General features: G+C 63.8%; 16 protein-coding genes and 1 pseudogene. 1 reads left to right on the plus strand and 16 read right to left on the minus strand.

Translation table 11 applies throughout. The features are described 5' to 3' along the window. Positions 1–217 precede the first annotated feature (217 nt). On the plus strand, positions 218–994 hold the full coding sequence (gene fdhD / locus KQH60_RS13050) for a formate dehydrogenase accessory sulfurtransferase FdhD (protein ID WP_237576889.1): 777 nt from the start codon (positions 218–220) through the stop codon (positions 992–994). A 79-nt stretch (positions 995–1,073) separates the two neighbouring features. On the opposite strand, the gene KQH60_RS13055 is transcribed toward fdhD, so the two are convergent. From KQH60_RS13055 to KQH60_RS13130, 16 genes and pseudogenes are all read right to left on the minus strand, one after another. Further along, positions 1,074–1,838 (minus strand): enoyl-CoA hydratase, encoded by a 765-nt coding sequence (locus KQH60_RS13055; protein ID WP_237576863.1) that lies wholly within the window; start codon positions 1,836–1,838, stop codon positions 1,074–1,076. A 159-nt stretch (positions 1,839–1,997) separates the two neighbouring features. Beyond that, complete coding sequence (locus tag KQH60_RS13060) at positions 1,998–3,197, minus strand: acetyl-CoA C-acyltransferase (RefSeq protein ID WP_237576864.1); 1,200 nt, start codon at positions 3,195–3,197, stop codon at positions 1,998–2,000. Between the two features lie 28 nt (positions 3,198–3,225). Continuing rightward, positions 3,226–5,658, minus strand: a complete 2,433-nt coding sequence (locus KQH60_RS13065) for a 3-hydroxyacyl-CoA dehydrogenase NAD-binding domain-containing protein (protein ID WP_237576865.1) — start codon at positions 5,656–5,658, stop codon at positions 3,226–3,228. 32 nt (positions 5,659–5,690) lie between these two features. Then, positions 5,691–7,478 carry an acyl-CoA dehydrogenase C-terminal domain-containing protein gene (locus KQH60_RS13070; protein WP_237576866.1) on the minus strand — a complete coding sequence of 596 codons (1,788 nt, stop codon included), beginning with the start codon at positions 7,476–7,478 and terminating at the stop codon, positions 5,691–5,693. Positions 7,479–7,532: 54 nt separating this feature from the next. Next, positions 7,533–8,135, minus strand: coding sequence for a TetR/AcrR family transcriptional regulator (locus tag KQH60_RS13075; protein WP_237576890.1), 603 nt, complete (start codon positions 8,133–8,135; stop codon positions 7,533–7,535). Between the two features lie 356 nt (positions 8,136–8,491). Continuing rightward, the gene (locus tag KQH60_RS13080; RefSeq protein ID WP_237576891.1) at positions 8,492–9,784 is read right to left on the minus strand and encodes a phosphatidylserine/phosphatidylglycerophosphate/cardiolipin synthase family protein; all 1,293 of its coding nucleotides are present in this window, start codon (positions 9,782–9,784) and stop codon (positions 8,492–8,494) included. 55 nt (positions 9,785–9,839) lie between these two features. Continuing rightward, positions 9,840–10,310, minus strand: coding sequence for a dihydroneopterin triphosphate diphosphatase (gene nudB / locus KQH60_RS13085; protein ID WP_237576867.1), 471 nt, complete (start codon positions 10,308–10,310; stop codon positions 9,840–9,842). 24 nt (positions 10,311–10,334) lie between these two features. Further along, on the minus strand, positions 10,335–12,137 hold the full coding sequence (aspS, locus tag KQH60_RS13090; protein ID WP_237576868.1) for an aspartate--tRNA ligase: 1,803 nt from the start codon (positions 12,135–12,137) through the stop codon (positions 10,335–10,337). A gap of 81 nt (positions 12,138–12,218) precedes the next feature. Beyond that, positions 12,219–12,887: a DUF502 domain-containing protein gene (locus tag KQH60_RS13095; protein WP_237576869.1), complete on the minus strand. Its 669-nt coding sequence runs from the start codon at positions 12,885–12,887 to the stop codon at positions 12,219–12,221. Positions 12,888–12,897: 10 nt separating this feature from the next. Next, the gene (locus KQH60_RS13100) at positions 12,898–13,254 is read right to left on the minus strand and encodes an FmdB family zinc ribbon protein (protein WP_237576870.1); all 357 of its coding nucleotides are present in this window, start codon (positions 13,252–13,254) and stop codon (positions 12,898–12,900) included. 61 nt (positions 13,255–13,315) lie between these two features. After that, positions 13,316–13,501, minus strand: a pseudogene (locus KQH60_RS13105) (hypothetical protein); the annotation flags it as partial. 119 nt (positions 13,502–13,620) lie between these two features. Next, entirely contained in the window at positions 13,621–15,198 is a 1,578-nt protein-coding gene (ubiB, locus tag KQH60_RS13110; RefSeq protein WP_237576871.1) for a ubiquinone biosynthesis regulatory protein kinase UbiB, read from the minus strand. A gap of 11 nt (positions 15,199–15,209) precedes the next feature. After that, the gene (locus tag KQH60_RS13115; RefSeq protein ID WP_237576872.1) at positions 15,210–15,977 is read right to left on the minus strand and encodes an SCP2 domain-containing protein; all 768 of its coding nucleotides are present in this window, start codon (positions 15,975–15,977) and stop codon (positions 15,210–15,212) included. 103 nt (positions 15,978–16,080) lie between these two features. Further along, the gene (locus KQH60_RS13120; protein ID WP_237576873.1) at positions 16,081–17,133 is read right to left on the minus strand and encodes a Tim44 domain-containing protein; all 1,053 of its coding nucleotides are present in this window, start codon (positions 17,131–17,133) and stop codon (positions 16,081–16,083) included. A gap of 19 nt (positions 17,134–17,152) precedes the next feature. Continuing rightward, positions 17,153–17,884: a bifunctional demethylmenaquinone methyltransferase/2-methoxy-6-polyprenyl-1,4-benzoquinol methylase UbiE gene (gene ubiE / locus KQH60_RS13125; protein WP_237576874.1), complete on the minus strand. Its 732-nt coding sequence runs from the start codon at positions 17,882–17,884 to the stop codon at positions 17,153–17,155. A gap of 59 nt (positions 17,885–17,943) precedes the next feature. Further along, the gene (locus KQH60_RS13130; RefSeq protein ID WP_237576875.1) at positions 17,944–18,360 is read right to left on the minus strand and encodes a gamma-butyrobetaine hydroxylase-like domain-containing protein; all 417 of its coding nucleotides are present in this window, start codon (positions 18,358–18,360) and stop codon (positions 17,944–17,946) included. Between the last annotated feature and the right edge of the window lie 18 nt (positions 18,361–18,378).

Genomic DNA, 18,378 nt, shown 5'->3' on the forward strand with positions numbered 1-18,378 from the left:
CTCTGGCTCTGGCTCTGGCTCTGGCTCTGGCTCTGGCTCTGGCTCTGGCTCTGGCTCTGGCTCTGGCTCTGGCTCTGGCTCTGGCTCTGGCTCTGGCTCTGGCTCTGGCCCCGACAGTACCCACCTCGACGCCAATACCGATACAGGCTCGCCCCCCCGCACCGGGGTCGACATCGACGCCGATACTGGAAAATCCGGCTTGCTGGAGCGCCCCGTACTGCGCACGGCAGCCGGCGAGCGGCGGGTAGAGCACGATGTCGTCGCCGACGAAGTACCGGTGGCGCTGGTATTTAACGGGATCTCGCACGCTGTGATGATGTGCACGCCGCGGGACTTGGATTTGTTCGCGGTCGGCTTTGCGCTGACTGAGGGAATCGTATCGTCAGGCAGCGAAATCCATGACATTGAGGTGCTGACGCACGACGAGGGCTACGCGCAGGTACAGCTCACGCTGGTGCAGCATGCGTTCGCGTCGCTGAAGGACAGGCGCCGCGCCCTGACCGGACGGACTGGTTGCGGCGTGTGCGGCATCGAGAGCATGCAATTGCTCAACCTGGAGCCGGAACGCGTTGAGCATACCGGTTTCCTGCAGCGTCTGGCCACGGATGCGCTCGCGCGCGCGGTGCGGGAATTACCGGCTCACCAGCCGCTAATGCAGGCATGCGGCGGCGTGCACGCCGCCGCATGGTGTGATGCCCACGGCACGATCCGCTATGCGTTCGAGGATGTCGGCAGGCACAATGCGCTGGACAAGCTGATCGGGCAACTCGTGCTCGCGCGCGAGGACATGCGCGACGGCTTTGTGTTCCTGTCGAGCCGAGCCAGCTACGAACTGGTGCGTAAATGCGCGCGCGTGAGCGTGCCGATGGTGGCGACGATCTCCGCGCCGACCTCGCTCGCCGTGTCGATCGCGGCCAAAGCCGGCATCCGACTGGTCAGTTTTTGTCGCAAATCCGGCTACGTCGAGTACAGCGCGCCGACACTGCCCCGCTAGATGAGCGCGGCCAACGGCGAGCCGTAGCAGCGCCGTGCGATATCGCAGCCCGTTGTCCGGCGTTCGTGCGGCGTGGCAGTCACTCGAATGGCGCGAAGTCCGGCTTGCGCTTTTGCAGGAACGCGCTCATCGCTTCGCGCGCCTGCGGTGAGCGCAGCATCCGGCCGAATTGTTCCGCCTCCTCGGCAATGCGTTGCGCGACCTGCGCCTGCGCGTCCTGCTTGAGCAACATCTTGGTCACGCGCAGCGACGACGCGGGCAGTGCCACGAGCTTCGCCGCCTGCGCTAGCGCAAATGGGTGCAATTGTGCAAGCGGCAGCACCCGGTTCACGATGCCGATCGCTTGAGCCTCATGCGCATCGAACGGCTCGCCGAGCAGCAGCTTCTGCGCGGCGTGCTGGTAGCCGGCCAACCGCGGTAGCAACAGGCTCGACGCTGCCTCGGGACACAGCCCAAGTTGCGTGAACGGCAGCGAGAAGCGCGCGTCGTCGGCCGCATAAACCAGGTCACAATGCAGCAGCAGCGTCGTGCCGATGCCGACCGCCGGGCCCGACACCGCGGCGATGATCGGCTTAGCCGCCGTGCTGATCTGCTGCAGGAACTGGAACACGGGAGCATCCGGCCCGGAGGGTGGCCGCTGCATGAAGTCCTCTAGGTCATTGCCTGCGCAAAACACCCCGTCACGACCGCGAATCAGGATCGCGCGCACCGACGCATCGTCGCGAGCCTGCGCGAGCGCGTCGGCCATCGACTGGTACATCGCGGCAGTCATCGCATTTTTCTTGTCCGGCCGGTTTAACTGGAGGGTCAACACGCCGCACACGCGTTCCATTACGATATCCATCGTCCGGTGTCTCCTCGTTTGACCGATCGCATGCGGCACAGGGGTAGGGCGACCCAGCACGAATCATCGCGCGAGCGGCGAATAAAAAACGGCTCGCGCAGCGCTGCCCACGAGTCGGCGACGCGTCGCGCCAGGTATGCGTCCCGACGCATCGGCGCGTTATACCCGTTCGAGGATGCCGGCGGCACCCATGCCGGTACCCACGCACATCGTCACCATGCCATACTTTTGCTTGCGCCGACGCAACCCGTGCACGAGCGTGGCGGCGCGAATCGCCCCCGTGGCGCCCAGCGGATGGCCCAACGCGATCGCGCCGCCCAGCGGGTTCACCTTGATCTGGTCAAGCCCCAGATCACCGATCACCGCCAGCGCCTGCGCGGCAAACGCCTCGTTCAATTCGATCCAGTCGATGTCCTGCAACGCCAGGCCGGCGGCCTTCAATGCGGCCGGAATGGCTTCCTTCGGGCCGATGCCCATGATCTCCGGCGGCACACCACGCACCGCAAAGCTCACGAAGCGCGCCAACGGTGTAAGGTTGAACTGCTTAAGGATTTTCTCCGACACCACGATCAGCGCCCCGGCGCCATCCGAGGTCTGCGAGCTGTTGCCAGCCGTCACCGTGCCCTTGTTCGCGAACACGGTCTTGAGTTTGCCCAGCCCTTCCAGCGTCGTGTCGGCACGGGGCCCTTCGTCCAGCGCGATCTCCCGCGAGTTCACGACGATCTGGCCGCTCGCCAGATCCGGCACGCGCTCCGTCACCGTGTACGGCGCGATCTCGTCGGCGAATTCACCCGCCTGCTGAGCGGCCAACGCCTTGTGGTGCGAACGCAGCGAGAACTCGTCCTGCGCCTCGCGCGACACGTTCCAGCGCTGCGCCACGCGCTCGGCGGTCAGCCCCATCCCATAGGCAATGCCGATATGCTCGTCGGCATCGAAGATATGCGGCGACAACGAAGGCTTGTTGCCCATCATCGGCACCATGCTCATCGACTCGCAGCCGCCGGCGAGCATCACATCCGCTTCGCCGACACGGATGCGGTCGGCCGCCATCGCCAGCGCGGTCACGCCGGACGCACAAAAGCGGTTCACCGTGACACCGCCAACACTGGGCGGCAGGCCAGCCAGCAGCGCGCCAATACGCGCGACGTTTAGGCCCTGCTCCGCCTCCGGGATCGCACAGCCGACGATGGCATCCTCGATCAGCTTCGTATCGAGCGCCGGCACCTGCGCGAGGGCCGAGCGGATCGCGTGAGTCAGCAACTCGTCAGGGCGCGTATTGCGGAAAGCACCGCGCGGCGCTTTGCCGATCGGCGTGCGGCTGGCCGCGACGATATAGGCATCTTGCACTTGTTTGCTCATCTTCAGACTCCTTGTCGGGCCGCGTTAGTTACCGCACCGGCTTGCCGGTCTGCAGCATGCCCATGATCCGTTCCTGCGTCTTCTGCGTACCGAGCAGCGCAACGAATGCGCGGCGCTCGAGCGCGAGCAACCACGCCTCGTCAACGGTACTGCCCGCTTCGACGTCTCCCCCACAGATCGTCTCGGCGATGCGGCAGGCGATCAGAAAATCGTGTTCGCTGATAAAACGCCCGTCGCGCATGTTGACCAGCGACGCCTTGATGGTTGAAATGGCCGAACGTCCCGCCACTGGGATCGCGTTGGCCGGCAACGGCGGGCGATAGCCGGCCGCCGCTAGCACGCGCGCTTCGTTCTTTGCGGTGTCGAGCAATTCGTGCACATTAAAGACAATTGTGTCTGACGGCTTCAAATAACCGAGCGCGCGCGCGTCGTGCGCGGACGATGACACCTTCGCCATCGCTGCCGCCTCAAAAGGCTTTTGCAGAAACTGCAGCAGATTGCCCATCGCGCCCGCGTCGGCCGCAGCCTGAGCCGCGCGCAACGCCGCCTCCTTGAGCCCGCCGCCGGCCGGCACCAGCCCCACGCCGACCTCGACCAGCCCGATATAGGTCTCCACGTGGGCGACGCGCTTGGCGCTATGCAACAGTAGTTCACAGCCGCCCCCCAGCGCAATGCCCGACGCGGCCGATACCACCGGCACATTCGCGTACTTCACGCGCAGCATGCCCTGCTGGAATTTCTGCACGAATGGCTCGATGCCCTTGGCGCCGCCCATCATGAACGCGGGCATCGCTTCCTCAAGATTCGCGCCAGCGGAGAATGGGCCGCCCGGCGCGCCGAGCTTGAGCGACGTCGGCTGCCAGATCACCAGTGCCTTATATTGCTGTTCAGCAACATCGATTGCCTGCGTGATGCCATCGATCACGCTCGGCCCGATCGTATTCATCTTCGACTTGAACGACAGGATCAGCACATCGTCCTCGCCGGCCCGCTCGTCGACCCATGCGCGCACCGCATCGGTTTCGAACACCGTCTTGCCATACGTGCGCGGATCGTTGCTGGCCTCGCCAAGCAGCGGCGCACGGAACACCTGCTTGCGGTAGACCGGCAGCGTGCTGCGTGGCACAAACACACGCCGCGCCGGCGACCACGAGCCCTGTGCGGTATGCACGCCGCCCTGCTCTGCGACAGGGCCCTCCAGCACCCATGCCGGCAGCGCTACGTCGGCCAATGCCTTGCCGGCGCGGATGTCGTCCTGGACCCATTGCGCAATCTGCCTCCAGCCGGCGGCCTGCCACCCTTCAAACGGCCCCTCGCTCCAACCGAAGCCCCAGCGGATCGCCAGGTCGACGTCGCGCGCGTTATCGGCAATCGATTCGAGATGCACGGCAATGTAATGGTACACATCACGAAAAATCGACCATAGGAATTGCGCCTGCGGATGCGTGGACTCGCGCAACAGCTTTAGCCGCTCGGCGGGCGCACGCTTCAGGATGCGGGCGACTAGCTCATCGGCCTTGGCGCCACTGTCCACGTACTCGCCGGTCTTCGCGTCCAGCACCTTGATGGCCTTGCCTTCCTTCTTATAGAACCCCGCGCCGCTCTTTTGTCCGAGCGCTCCGTTGTCCACCAGCGCGGCGAGCACCGGCGGCATTTGGTAGACCGAGAAGAACGGATCACTGGCCAAGTTGTCCTGCATCGTCTTAATGACGTGCGTCATCGTATCCAGGCCGACCACGTCGGCGGTACGGAACGTGGCCGACTTTGCGCGGCCCAACCGTGAGCCGGTCAGGTCGTCGACCTCGTCAAAACGCAGTCCGAACTTGGCTGCCTCGGTGATCACCGCGAGAATCGAGAAGATGCCGACGCGGTTCGCAATGAAGTTCGGTGTGTCTTTGGCGCGCACCACGCCCTTGCCGACCACGCTGGTGAGCACGGTCTCGAGTTGATCGAGTATCTCCGGGCGCGTATGCTCGGTCGGAATCAGCTCGACCAGATGCATGTACCGCGGTGGATTGAAAAAGTGCACGCCGCAAAAGCGCGCTTTCAGGTCATCGGAGAAGCCTTCCGAGAGCTGGGTAATCGACAGCCCCGACGTATTGGTCGCGAAGATTGCCTTCTCGCCGATATACGGCGACACCTTCTTGTACAGATCGTGCTTCCAGTCCATGCGCTCGGCGATCGCCTCGATCACCAGGTCGCACTCGCGCAGCTTGTCCAGGTCGTCCTCGTAGTTGGCGGCGACGATATGCGCGGCATCGTCCTTCACGCCAAGCGGCGCCGGCGACAGCTTTTTCAGGTGCTCGATCGCGTTGAGCGCGATGCCGTTCTTGGCCCCCTCTTTCGCGGGCAGGTCGAACAGCAGCACCGGCACCTTCGCGTTGATCAGGTGCGCCGCGATCTGCGCGCCCATCACGCCGGCACCCAGCACCGCCACCTTGCGAATGATCAGATTGCTCACGTGTCTCTCCAATTAGAGCCTGCTCACATCCGTTAAAACAGCGCTTCGTCGATGTCGGTCAGCGGCTTGGCGCCCGCACGCGCGGCGCGGATCGTGAAGGCCGTCTCGGGCAACAGCTTCGCGAAGTAGAACCGTGCGGTCGCGAGCTTGGACCGATAAAACGGGTCGCCGCTGCCCTGCTTGTCCAACGCCAGACTGGCCATGCGCGCCCAGAAGTATGAGAACACCCAATGCCCGACCGTGCGCAGGTAGGGGACCGCTGCGGCGCCGACCTCGTCCGGGTTCTGCATCGCCTTCATGCCGATTTCCATTGTCAGCTTCTGTACCTTCTCGCCGATGTCCGCCAGCGGATTGACGAACTCCTGCATAGCGGGGTTGATGCCCTCGGCCTCGACAAACTCCTGCACGAGCTTGCCAAACTTCTTCAGCTTCGTGCCCATGTCGCCGAGCACCTTGCGCCCCAGCAGGTCCAGCGCCTGAATCGTGTTGGTGCCTTCGTAGATCATGTTGATGCGCGCATCGCGCACATATTGCTCGATGCCCCACTCAGCGATATAACCATGGCCGCCCAACACCTGCATGGCGTTGTTGGTCGCCTCGAACGCGTTGTCGGTTAGGAACGCCTTGATGACCGGCGTGAGCAACGCAACCAGGTCAGCCGCGTCCCGGCGCACCGCCTCGTCTTCGTGCGACAACTCCTTGTCGATCTGCAGGGCCGCCCAGTACGTGAACGCACGACCCGCCTCGACGTAGGCTTTCTGCGTCAACAACATGCGTCGCACATCCGGGTGCACGATAATCGGGTCGGCTGCTTTGTCCGGCGCCTTGGGGCCGCTGAGCGAGCGCATCTGCAGCCGCTGCCTCGCATAGGCGAGCGAGTTCTGGTACGCGACCTCGGTCAGCCCCAGACCTTGCATGCCCACGCCGAGCCGCGCCGCATTCATCATCACGAACATCGCATTCAAGCCTTTGTTCGGCTCGCCGACCAGCCAGCCCTGGGCGCCATCCAGGTTGATCACGCAGGTCGCATTGCCATGGATGCCCATCTTATGCTCGATCGAGCCACACTGGACGCCGTTGCGCTGTCCAGGCTCGCCGTTGTCGTCCGGGATGAACTTGGGCACGATGAACAATGAAATGCCCTTGGTCCCCGCCGGCGCGTCCGGCAACCGCGCGAGTACCAGGTGGACGATGTTGTCGGCGAGGTTGTGCTCGCCACTCGAAATGAAAATCTTCGTGCCGGTGATCGAGTACGAACCGTCGCCGTTAGGCTCGGCTCGCGTGCGCAGGATCCCGAGGTCAGTACCGCAATGCGGCTCGGTCAGGCACATCGTGCCGGTCCACTGACCGGATACCAGCTTTGGTAGGTACCGCTGCTGAAGCTCGGGCGTGCCGTGCGCGTGCAGGCATTCATACGCGCCGTGCGACAAGCCAGGATACATGGTCCATGCCTGGTTCGCCGAATTGAGCATCTCGTACAGCGCGTTGTTCACGAACGCGGGCAAGCCCTGACCACCATAGGCCGGATCGCAGCCCAGCGCCGGCCAGCCGGCCTCGACATACTGCTGGTACGCTTGCTTGAAGCCCTCGGGCGTGGTCACCACGCCATCGCCGACGTACGTGCAACCCTGCTGGTCGCCAACCTGGTTCAACGGAAACAGGACCTCGGAGCAGAACTTACCTGCCTCTTGCAGCACCGCGTTGATCGTATCGGCATCCAGGTCCGCGTGCTTTGGCAGTTGCTTCAGTTCGGCTTCGACGTTCAGCAATTCATGCAAGACAAATTGCATGTCGCGCAACGGTGCAGCGTACTGTCCCATGACTCTCTCCGTTTTGGCTAAGGCGCCGGCGATGCACGGGGTGATCCGCCCGCGTCAGCGACCAGCGTCGCTTTGATACGACACAAAAACCTTGTCGAGCACGCGCCACGCAACCTCGACCGCATCCGGCAAGCGCAGGAAACGCGTATCGTGGTGCAGCCCGAGCGTCACGCTGTACAACTCGAACAGCATCAGCCGCGGGTCGGTGTCCGCACGCAGGTGCCCTTCATTCTTGGCTTGCGAGATGGCGCGAATCAGCGCGGCGCGCCAAGTATTGACGCTGCGCGCGAGTTCCTCGCGCACGGCCCCGGCGGCTCGGTCATCGTACTCGACGGCGCCACTGATGTAGATGCAACCCGTGGTGACCTCCTGAATCCGCTTTTCCATCCATCGACCGACCAGCGCCTTGAGGCGAGGCAACCCACGCGGCTCCCGGATCGCCGGGAAGAACACTTCCTGTTCAAAGCGCTGGTGATATTCCCGGATCACCTCAACTTGCAAATCCTCGCGCGAACCGAAATGCGCAAACACCCCGCTTTTGCTCATCTGCATGCGCTCGGCCAGCAAACCGATCGTCAACCCCTCGAGCCCGTCCCGGCTCGCCAGATCCAATGCCGCATCTAGGATCGCCGCACGGGTTTGTTCGCCTTTTCGCATCGCCATTTTTTTACCGTCCGTTCATTGCACCGCAAAATAGAACGGCCGTACTATTATTGTGGGCGGCCGCCTGCGGAAACAAGCTATTTATTAGAAACGAGTGTCTAACAAGCACGACCGTGCTGTACAGCGCGATGACCCCTTATCCGGTGCCTGTGCTCCGCTGCGCGCGGCGGGGCGCTGCGTGGCGGCGCACCGTCGAACCCGTGAGTGCGCCATTTCAAGTGATTTTGCGCACCGGATCAAGAACGGCCAGGCTTGCGATGCGATAACGACAGACCCTGCGTGTATACGGCCACGCCGCCGGCTCAACCGTTCAGCATCGATCGATGCTGGCCTTTATTGGGATTGCATTGTCAATCGTAACCGCCGATGGTGAGCAGCTTCATTGCGAGCCAATAGCCGTTATACGCGATCCAGTTCGCCAGCCGCACCAGCCACGGCCGCGATGCGTAACGCTGCGGATCGATGGAGTGCGATTGCTCCATGGCTTCGAGGATTGCCGCGCGCATGCCGGCCACCTCGGGATGTCGGAACAACACTAGGTTTGCTTCATGGTTGAGCACCAACGACAGCGCATCGAGGTTGGATGAGCCGATCGTGCCCCAAACGCCATCAATCACCGCGACCTTGCCATGCAGCATCGTACGGTCATATTCGGCAATCCGGATACCGACGCGCAGCAACGACTGATAGAGAAACGGCACCGCGTAGTCCAGCGCGACAAATTCGTTGCGTCCAATCACGAGTGACACCCGCACGCCACGGCGTGCTGCGCGGACTAATTCACGACGCATCCGGCGTCCGGGCACGAAGTATGGGTTCGCCACCAGGATCTCGTCACGCGCCTGTCGAATCGCCAGACGATAGGCGCGCTCGATCGCGCGCCGATTATTGACGTTATCGCGTGCGACGAACGCGACCTGCGGTACGTCCGTCGGCGTGTCGAGCGCCCCGAGCATGCGGCGGCGCGCCCGAGCGGTACGCGACGTGGCATCGCCGGATGGGCCGCGGCCGACAGCGGCTGAGCGGCGAGCCACCGCGGCATCGGTTGCTGGAATGGCGCCCAACCCGTGCGCCGCACACTCGTGCGGCACCGCCGGCGGCGGTGGAATCCGGGCTTGGCGGATACGTCGCCATTGCAGATCGAACGCCTCGACCAGATCCACGACGGCGGGACCGATCACCTCGGCCGAATAGTCCCATCGGGCAAATGGCAACGGACGGCCCGCCTCCAGCCGGTCGTCCACAACATTGTGTCCGCCGCAGAAACCATAGCGTCGATCAACGGCAGCCAGTTTGCGATGGGTGCGGGAAAATCCGAAGCGGACACTGAAGACGCCCGGATTGTAGATGCGGTGCTCGATGCCGGCATCGCGCCATGCACGTAGCAATTCACTGCGCGGGGTGCCGATGCCGTCAGTGATCACCCGCACGCGCACACCCCTCGCGGCGGCACGCGCCAGCGCCGCGCTAACGCGCGCGCCACATGGATCGTCGCGGAAAATATACGTCTCAAGCGCGACCTCGTGTTCGGCCGCGTCAATCCGCTCGATTAACGCATCGAACAGCGCGGTGCCCGATCCAAAGATCCGCACGTCATTGCCGGCGGTCAAGCGCAACCGAGGCTTACGATGACCGCCCAACATCGTCTGTCGAAGCTGAACCAGACGCCCGATGGTGGCCACCGTTGCCGCGCTCCGCTCAACTGACAGCGAGTCGTCCCGGCAACTGCAGAATCGCGTCGCGATTCGATGCCGAAAAACAACGCGCCGCGGCGTCCCGATAGGGCAGCCACGCATACGCGACGTGCTCGCGCGGCGCCAGCGTAATATCAATGGAGTGCGGCACGCAAAGGCTAAACCAGTGCTCGATATTGCGCTTCACGCCGGGCGCATAGCGATGGCGCCATTGTGGGTAGATCTCGTACTCGATCGCATGGCACCAATCAAGCAGCGCGTCGGCCGGCACCTGCGCCGTGCCGACCGTGATGCCGGTCTCCTCGAACACTTCGCGGGCCGCGGTCAGCGCGAGCGGCTCGTCGGGCGTGTCCTTTGAACCGGTCACCGATTGCCAAAAACCGGGGCAATCGGCGCGTTCGATGACCAGCACATCCAATAGGGCGGTGTGAATCACCACGAGCACCGACTCCGGGATCTTGAACGGCCGAGACATCGGCAACCTGCGCCGCGCGCTGCCCTACGCGCTCGTCGGCTCGGCGTTACGCAACCGGATATGCAGGTCGCGCAATTGACGCTCATCCACCTCGCTCGGCGCTTGCGTGAGCAGGCACTGCGCACGCTGGGTCTTCGGGAACGCGATCACGTCGCGAATCGAATCCGCACCCGCCATCATCGTGACGATTCGGTCCAGGCCGAATGCAATGCCACCGTGCGGCGGCGCGCCGTATTGCAACGCATCGAGCAAGAAGCCAAACTTCGCACGCGCTTCCTCCGGGCTAATCTTCAGCGCGCGGAACACCTTACTTTGCACGTCTTCGCGATGAATCCGCACCGAACCGCCGCCAATTTCCCAGCCGTTGAGCACCATGTCGTACGCTTTTGCAAGGCACCGGCCCGGATCGACCTCCAAATATTCGAGGTGTTCGTCCTTCGGGCTGGTGAACGGGTGATGCGCGGCAACCCAGCGATTGTCCTCGTCATCGTAGTCGAACATCGGGAAATCGATGACCCACAGCGGCTTCCAACCCTCGTCGACCAATCCGGCACCGCGGCCAAACGCCGAGTGACCGATTTTCAGCCGTAGCGCGCCGAGGCTGTCGTTGACCACCTTGGCACGGTCCGCGCCGAAGAAAAGGATGTCGCCGTCCTGCGCGCCAGTACGCTCGAGGATCGCCGCAATGCACGCATCATGCAGGTTCTTCACGATCGGGCTTTGCAAGCCGTCGCGCCCCTTGGCTACCTCGTTGACCTTGATCCACGCGAGCCCCTTTGCGCCATAGATGCGCACGAAGTCCGTATAGCCGTCGATATCGCCACGCGTCAACTCCGCTCCGTTGGGCACGCGCAGCGCGGCCACACGGCCGTCTTTCGTGTTCGCCGGCGTGCTGAACACCTTGAAATCGACGTCCTTCATCACGTCAGTCAACTCGGTGAATTCTAGCTTCACGCGCAGGTCGGGCTTGTCCGAGCCGAAGCGGCGCACCGCTTCCGCATGCTGCATGACCGGGAATGGATCAGCGAGCTCGACGTTGATCGTCGTCTTGAACACATGGCGAATCATCGCCTCGAATAGGTCGCGGATCTCCTGCTCGTTCAGGAACGACGTCTCGCAGTCGATCTGCGTGAACTCCGGCTGCCGGTCCGCGCGCAGGTCCTCGTCGCGGAAGCACTTCGTGATTTGATAATACCGGTCGAAGTTGGCCACCATCAGTAGCTGCTTAAATAGCTGCGGCGACTGCGGCAACGCGAAGAACATCCCTGCGTTCACGCGCGATGGCACTAGGTAATCGCGTGCGCCTTCCGGCGTGCTCTTCGTGAGCATCGGCGTCTCGATGTCGATGAACCCCTGCTCGTCCAGGTACTTGCGCGACTCCATCGCGACACGGTAGCGCAAACGCAAGTTGTGCTGCATCTGCGGCCGGCGCAGGTCCAGCACGCGATGCGTCAGACGCGTAGTCTCCGACAGGTTCTCGTCGTCCAGTTGGAACGGCGGCGTCACCGATGCGTTGAGTACCGTCAGCTCGTGGCACAACACCTCGATCTGGCCACTGGTCAGGTTCGCGTTGAGGGTGCCTTCCGGGCGCGCCCGCACGATGCCGACCACATGCACACAGAACTCATGCCGCACCTCTTCGGCGGTCTTAAACATGTCCGGCCGATCCGGGTCGCACACCACTTGGACCAGTCCCTCGCAGTCGCGCAGGTCGATGAAGATGACACCGCCATGGTCGCGGCGCCGATGCACCCAACCGCACAGCGACACCGATTGGCCCAGCAGTTTTTCAGTCACCTGACCACAATATTCAGATCTCATCGACATGATGTTCGTCTTTCGTTCGTAAAGATGGGCGCCGGCGGCGCGACCGGCATCATGCCGGCGCGCGGGCTGCGCCCGCAATAATCAGAGCAGCGGCTCGACGGGACGGCGCGGCGGCGCGACGGCCGGCACCGGCGACGCAACCGGGGCCACCACACCCATTGACACGATGTACTTCAGCGCGGCGTCCACCGTCATGTCCAACTCCACCACCTCGTTTCTCGGCACCATGAGGAAGAAGCCTGACGTGGGGTTCGGCGTGGTCGGCACATAGACGCTGACATGATCGCCGTTCAAGTGGTTGGCGACATCGCCGCCTGGGATTCCGGTCAGAAAACCAATCGTGAACGAACCCTTGCGCGGATATTCGATCAGCAACGCCTTGCGGAACGCATTGCCGCTGGACGACAACAGCGTGTCGGATACCTGCTTGACACTCGTGTACAACGGACCAACGACGGGAATATGGGCCAGCAGCTTTTCCCACCAGTTGACGAGCGTCTGCCCGATCAAGTTCTGAGTCAAGAGGCCGACCACGAAAACGAACGCCAGCGTCAGCACCGCGCCCAGGCCGGGCAGGCGAAAGCCGAACACGCGCTCCGGCTGCCACGCCTCGGGCAGCAACAGCAGCGTCTGATCCATCGTGCCGATGATCAGCCCCAGCACCCACAGGGTGATCGCCAGCGGCACGAGCACCAGCAGCCCGGTCAGAAATACGTTCTTCAGCGTCTTCTTGGTCGTCTTGATTTTCATGGATCGATGCTCAGGCAGACGTGCCTGCATTGGACGACGGCGCCGCGCTGCCTGCCGCAGCCGGCGCGGTGGACGCACCGGCGCTGGCCGCGCCGTCCGCGCTGCCGCTGCCCGCCTCCTTCGCGACGGGCGCCGCCTTCGCGTCGCCTTCCCCGCCTGCGGACTTATTATTGCCGCCCGAGTTACCGCCACGGAAATCGGTCACGTACCAGCCGGAGCCCTTCAACTGGAATCCCGCCGCGGTGACCTGCTTGCGGAACGTGTCGCGGCCGCACTCGGGACACTGGTTCAGCGGTGCATCGCTGAGTTTTTGCAACACGTCTTTCTCAAAGCCGCAGGACCCGCAACGATATGCATAGATCGGCATCGCCCCATCACCCCTAAAGAATCTCGCAAAGCCTTGAATTATAGCCGGAAATAATGACGTCTTACGCACGCCGGCGCCAACTCATCCAGCGCTCATGCTGGCCGAACACCGGCAGTGAACCGCTGACCGAGCGCGCGTCCACCCGTTCGAACGACGGGCTCAGCAGCACGAGCAGCACGTCGCGTTCGAAGCCAAACGGCGGGCCCTTCGGCATCGCACCGGCAAAGAAAAACCCGGCGAGCAACGCGCTCGGAAAACGCCGGCGGGACGGCGCCTGCGGCGCTGCACGGCACGTCCTGTTGCGGGCCAGGCCCGCCATCGCGACACAAGCCGCTAGATGAGTTCATTGAGATCTCCGATACACGACTAGATACCGCCCACGAACGCCAGCCCGAATTGGGCCAGCAACGCGCCGGCGCCAACCGCCACTCCGAATACCAGCATCCCTTGTAGCAAACGGTTAGTGCGTCGCTGCTCGGCCAGTATCCGCCGCATCAGATCCTCGGTTGCACGCGGCGGCTGATCGTGATGCCGGGACAGCAAATGATGGACCAGGCGCGGCACCTGCGGCAGCGTCTTGCTCCACTGCGGCGATTCGATTCTCAGCCGTTCGACCCAACCGCGCCAGCCGATCTGGTCGTTCATCCAGCGCTCGAGATACGGCTTGGCCGTCTTCCACAGATCGAGTTCCGGGTCCAGCGCGCGGCCCAGGCCCTCGACGTTAAGCATCGTCTTTTGCAGCAGCACCAATTGCGGCTGGATCTCGACATTAAAGCGCCGCGACGTCGAAAACAGTCGCATCAGCACTTGGCCAAGCGAAATGTCCTTCAGCGCGCGGTCGAAGTACGGCTCGCACACCGCGCGGATCGCGCTCTCCAGTTCCTCGACCCGCGTGTGTGGCGGCACCCATCCGGACTCCAGGTGCAACGTCGCGACCCGGTGGTAGTCGCGCTTGAAAAACGCAAGGAAATTCTGCGCCAGATAGTTCTTGTCGAAATCCGACAGCGCGCCGATGATCCCAAAATCCAGCGCGATATAGCGGCCGAAATGGTCCGGGTCCAAGCTCACCTGGATGTTGCCGGGATGCATGTCCGCATGGAAGAACCCGTCGCGAAACACCTGGGTGAAGAAAATCTCCACACCTTGCCGCGCAAGCTTCGGGATGTCGACGCCGGCCGAGCGCAGCGTGTCCACCTGGCTGATCGGCACGCCGATCATCCGCTCCATCACGATCACCGTCGACGTGCAATACTCCCAGTACATCTCCGGCACCAGCAGCAGATCCAGTCCGGCAAAGTTGCGGCGCAGCTGGCTCGCGTTCGCCGCCTCGCGCATCAGATCCAACTCGTCGTGCAGGTACTTGTCGAACTCCGCCACCACCTCGCGGGGCCGCAGCCGCTTGCCGTCGGCCCACAGCCGCTCGGTCCAGCGCGCAATGTCACGCAACAGCGCAAGATCGGAGTTGATCACCGGCAGCATGCCGGGGCGCAGCACCTTGATCGCCACGGGCTTGCCGGCGTGCGTGCCGCTCCTCAGGCGCGCGAAGTGCACCTGTGCAATCGAAGCGCTGGCCACCGGCACCCGTTCGAACGCGTCGAACAGCACATCGACCGGCTTGCCCAGCGACTTCTCGATCAACGCGATCGCCACCGCAGAATCGAATGGCGGGACCTGGTCCTGCAGCTTCGCCAGCTCGGTCGCGATATCCACCGGCAACAGGTCGCGCCGCGTGGACAGGACCTGGCCGAACTTCACGAAGATCGGCCCAAGACTTTCTAGTGCCAGGCGCAGCCGCTGCGCGCGGGGAATTTGAATCGGACGGCCGAACGTCATCACGCGCACCAGCAGCTTCACGCGCCAGTCGGCAATGTGCCCTAGCATCACCTCGTCGAGCCCGAAGCGATAGACCGTCAATAATATTTTGAAAAAACGCAGGATTCGCATGGGCGGTCGGATCAGTGCAGGTCGTCAGCCGAACGGGAGCGTGCCCCCGGGGATAACGCGGCGGCGCCCGGGCGCGTCGCGACGCCGCGCTCGGCGCGCTCGATGCGCTTCTCGACCCGAGCCAGCGTGTCGCGCGCGCGCGCGAGCTCATCGCTGAATTGCTCGAATCGTGCGCGGCGGACTAGTTGCGGGTCCTCGTCCAGCAGGTATTCAATCAGCGAATCGACTCCGCCCCGTCCGGCGCGGCGCGCGTAGGCCGCGACGGTCCGCACCACCGACGCAATGCGGTGCGCGGGCACGTCACCGATCAGACGCGCGAGATCCTCCTCGGCATCCCAGCGCAAATGCTCCGCGAGCTTCGCGATCGTCGCCGCGAATTCCGCGTCACCTTCGATCCGCACGTGCTTCAGGATCGCCGCCTGCCCACCGGCAGCGAACGCGGACAACGCCGACGGCGGCACCGTGATCGTCACGTCGACCGTCGGGGGCACAGGCGCGTGCGACGCCGACGCATCGTCCCGCGCCGCGTGTGGCGCCTCGGCCCGCGCCTCACGCACCTCACCAGGCGCCGCGGCCGGTGCCGGCGCCGCAGCGCCGGCGGGCGGACGCTGCAGCACGGCGACCATGCCGTCGCCCTGCACAGCCAACTCGAGCATGACCGGAGACAATACCAGCCGCGCGGTTTTCCCCGCGTACGGAAGCAGGCGCTCGCGCGCCCACGCTTCGCGGATCAGTAAATGGTTGACGACGGCGACGAAGGACTTAGCGGCAATGGTCATCGGGGCAGAAAGAAAGCCCGCGCAAGCGGCGCTCGCGCGGGCTGTTATTGTAACGTCCGTTGCGGCGCTTGCCTGCGCCGCCCGGTTTCACGCAGCCAGATCGTCAGGACAGCTGCTGGATGCCAGCCAGCACCCAGCCTTCGCCGCTGCGCACGTTGCGGCTTAAGTTCCACATTTCGGCGAACGGCTCGGCCGCCGCACCCTGGGCCTCGCGCAGCAGACCATGGAAGCGCACCGACGCCACGTACTCGTTGCCGCCCCGGTCCTCGACGCCGACCAAATCGGCATTCAATTGCACCACGTCGGTGCGGTTTTCACCGTGGCGCGAATCGAAATCCAGCTTAATCTCGGCAAACATTTCGGGCGTCGTGAACTCGCGGATGTCGTCGAGATTGCCGGCATCCCAAGCCGCCTGCAGCCGCACGAACGCCACTTTTGCCTGGCGCATGAATGCGTCGACATCAAAGCCGGCTGGCACCGCGGGGACGTCAAGCACACTCGTATCCGCGGTGACGCGGGCCTGGCCATCGGGTGCGACGCCCGCTTGGCCCAAGCCGCTCGCTGCGGGTACCTGCGACGGCGCGGCCGCCGGCGCGTCATATTGCCGCAGTGACGCACCAGAAGGCGGCTCGAAGCCACCGTGCGCATAAGCGGCAGCAGGCCGCGCGTTGCGATTCGCGAACTTGCGGAACAGCCACAGACCGACGAAGGCAACCAGGGCAATCAGGATCACGTTGCTCAATACGCTGGCCAACGCGCCGCCGAGTCCAAAATGCGACAACAAGGCCGCCAGCCCAAAGCCAGCGGCCAAGCCCGCGAGTGGCCCCAGCCAATTACGCTTGGGTTGGGCCGCGGCAGGCGGGGTTTGCCCGCGGGCCGACTGCGCGCCCTGTGCGGGCTGTGATGGCGTGCCCTGCCGCGGCGCGTTCGGCTGTGCGGGCAGCGTCGCCTGCCGCGTGATCTGCGACTGCTTGCCGATCGAGCGGCCGCCGCCCATGCGCTTTGCGTCTGCATCGAATGCGCTGAACGAGCCGATGGCCAACAAGCCGGCTGCCGCAATCGCGCCGAACCGACGGCTGATGCGCGCACTCAGGCGCGGTGCGCCGGTAGCGGGCAAATGGGGGGAATGACTGGAAAAACGGGACTGGGCCGACATCTGATCTCCTGGACGGTCGCTAGTATTGGGTGGCGACATGCAGTGCAACAACGCCACCTGACAGATTGTAATATTTGACGGCGTCCAGTCCAGCTTGTTCCATCATTGTTTTTAACGTGTCCTGATCCGGGTGCCGCCGAATCGACTCGGCCAGGTATCGATAGCTGTCGGGATCGCGCGCCACTTTCTCGCCGAGCCACGGCAGCACCTTGAATGAATACACATCGTAGAATTTCTTCAGCGGTTGCCACACTTTGGAGAATTCCAGCACCAACAGCCGGCCGCCAGGCTTAAGCACGCGGCGCATCTCGGCAAGCGCGACCTCCTTGCGGGTCATGTTGCGCAGCCCGAACGCGACACTCACCACGTCGAAGTAATGGTCGGGAAACGGAATTTTCTCCGCATCGCACAATAGCGTCGGCGTGATGATGCCCTGATCGAGCAGGCGGTCGCGCCCCACACGCAACATCGACTCGTTGATGTCGGTATGCCATACCTGTCCGGACGGTCCGGCCTGTCGGGCAAACGCCTTGGCCAGATCGCCCGTGCCGCCAGCCAGATCCAGCACGCGGTAGCCAGGACGCACTCCAGCCTGGGCAATGGTGAAGGCCTTCCACACGCGGTGCAGTCCGCCCGACATCAAATCGTTCATCACGTCATAGCGTGAGGCCACGGAATGGAACACTCCGGCGACCTTATGTGGCTTCTCGCTCTCATCGACGGTCTGATAACCGAAATGGGTCTTCGTCATGGCGGCGGTTCCTTGCGTGAAAGAGCGCGGCATACGCCGCGGTAATGCGTATAGGGATATCAGTGGTGGCGGTCGTCGCGCGCGCGCGACGCGTCGCCCATCGGCGCGTCGCGGTCCACGCCGGCGGCCGCCAGCTTGTCAAGATAGGCTTGCCAGTATTCGGCCTGCCGGGTCGCGAGATCGTACAGCAGATCCCACGAATAGATGCCGGAATGGTGCCCGTCGGAGAACGTCGGCTGCAACGCGTAGTGACCGACTGGCTCGATTGACACGATCGTCACATCGCGCTTGCCGGTCTGCAGCGTTTCCTGGCCCGGGCCGTGCCCGCGCACCTCAGCCGACGGGGACCACACCCGCAGGTACTCAAAAGGCAGCCTGTAGCATGCGCCGTCCGCATAGCGCAGTTCCAGCACGCGCGACGCCGAATGCACGACGATGCCGGTCGGCACCGGCGTATTGGGAGACAAACCAGCCATCGTCGACTCCGTTTCAGT

Source organism: Mycetohabitans sp. B8, assembly GCF_021991875.1.
In the GTDB taxonomy this organism is placed as follows: Bacteria; Pseudomonadota; Gammaproteobacteria; order Burkholderiales; family Burkholderiaceae; genus Mycetohabitans.

What these genes read in the sequence shown, in the direction of transcription:
- KQH60_RS13120 (WP_237576873.1), bottom strand. Translation starts at nt 17,133, where the DNA reads ATGTCGGCCCAGTCCCGTTTTTCCAGTCATTCCCCCCATTTGCCCGCT.
- aspS (WP_237576868.1), bottom strand. Translation starts at nt 12,137, where the DNA reads ATGTCGATGAGATCTGAATATTGTGGTCAGGTGACTGAAAAACTGCTG.
- KQH60_RS13070 (WP_237576866.1), bottom strand. Translation starts at nt 7,478, where the DNA reads ATGGGACAGTACGCTGCACCGTTGCGCGACATGCAATTTGTCTTGCAT.
- nudB (WP_237576867.1), bottom strand. Translation starts at nt 10,310, where the DNA reads ATGTCTCGGCCGTTCAAGATCCCGGAGTCGGTGCTCGTGGTGATTCAC.
- KQH60_RS13115 (WP_237576872.1), bottom strand. Translation starts at nt 15,977, where the DNA reads ATGACCATTGCCGCTAAGTCCTTCGTCGCCGTCGTCAACCATTTACTG.
- KQH60_RS13095 (WP_237576869.1), bottom strand. Translation starts at nt 12,887, where the DNA reads ATGAAAATCAAGACGACCAAGAAGACGCTGAAGAACGTATTTCTGACC.
- KQH60_RS13130 (WP_237576875.1), bottom strand. Translation starts at nt 18,360, where the DNA reads ATGGCTGGTTTGTCTCCCAATACGCCGGTGCCGACCGGCATCGTCGTG.
- KQH60_RS13060 (WP_237576864.1), bottom strand. Translation starts at nt 3,197, where the DNA reads ATGAGCAAACAAGTGCAAGATGCCTATATCGTCGCGGCCAGCCGCACG.
- KQH60_RS13075 (WP_237576890.1), bottom strand. Translation starts at nt 8,135, where the DNA reads ATGCGAAAAGGCGAACAAACCCGTGCGGCGATCCTAGATGCGGCATTG.
- KQH60_RS13080 (WP_237576891.1), bottom strand. Translation starts at nt 9,784, where the DNA reads ATGTTGGGCGGTCATCGTAAGCCTCGGTTGCGCTTGACCGCCGGCAAT.
- KQH60_RS13100 (WP_237576870.1), bottom strand. Translation starts at nt 13,254, where the DNA reads ATGCCGATCTATGCATATCGTTGCGGGTCCTGCGGCTTTGAGAAAGAC.
- KQH60_RS13055 (WP_237576863.1), bottom strand. Translation starts at nt 1,838, where the DNA reads ATGGATATCGTAATGGAACGCGTGTGCGGCGTGTTGACCCTCCAGTTA.
- ubiE (WP_237576874.1), bottom strand. Translation starts at nt 17,884, where the DNA reads ATGACGAAGACCCATTTCGGTTATCAGACCGTCGATGAGAGCGAGAAG.
- ubiB (WP_237576871.1), bottom strand. Translation starts at nt 15,198, where the DNA reads ATGCGAATCCTGCGTTTTTTCAAAATATTATTGACGGTCTATCGCTTC.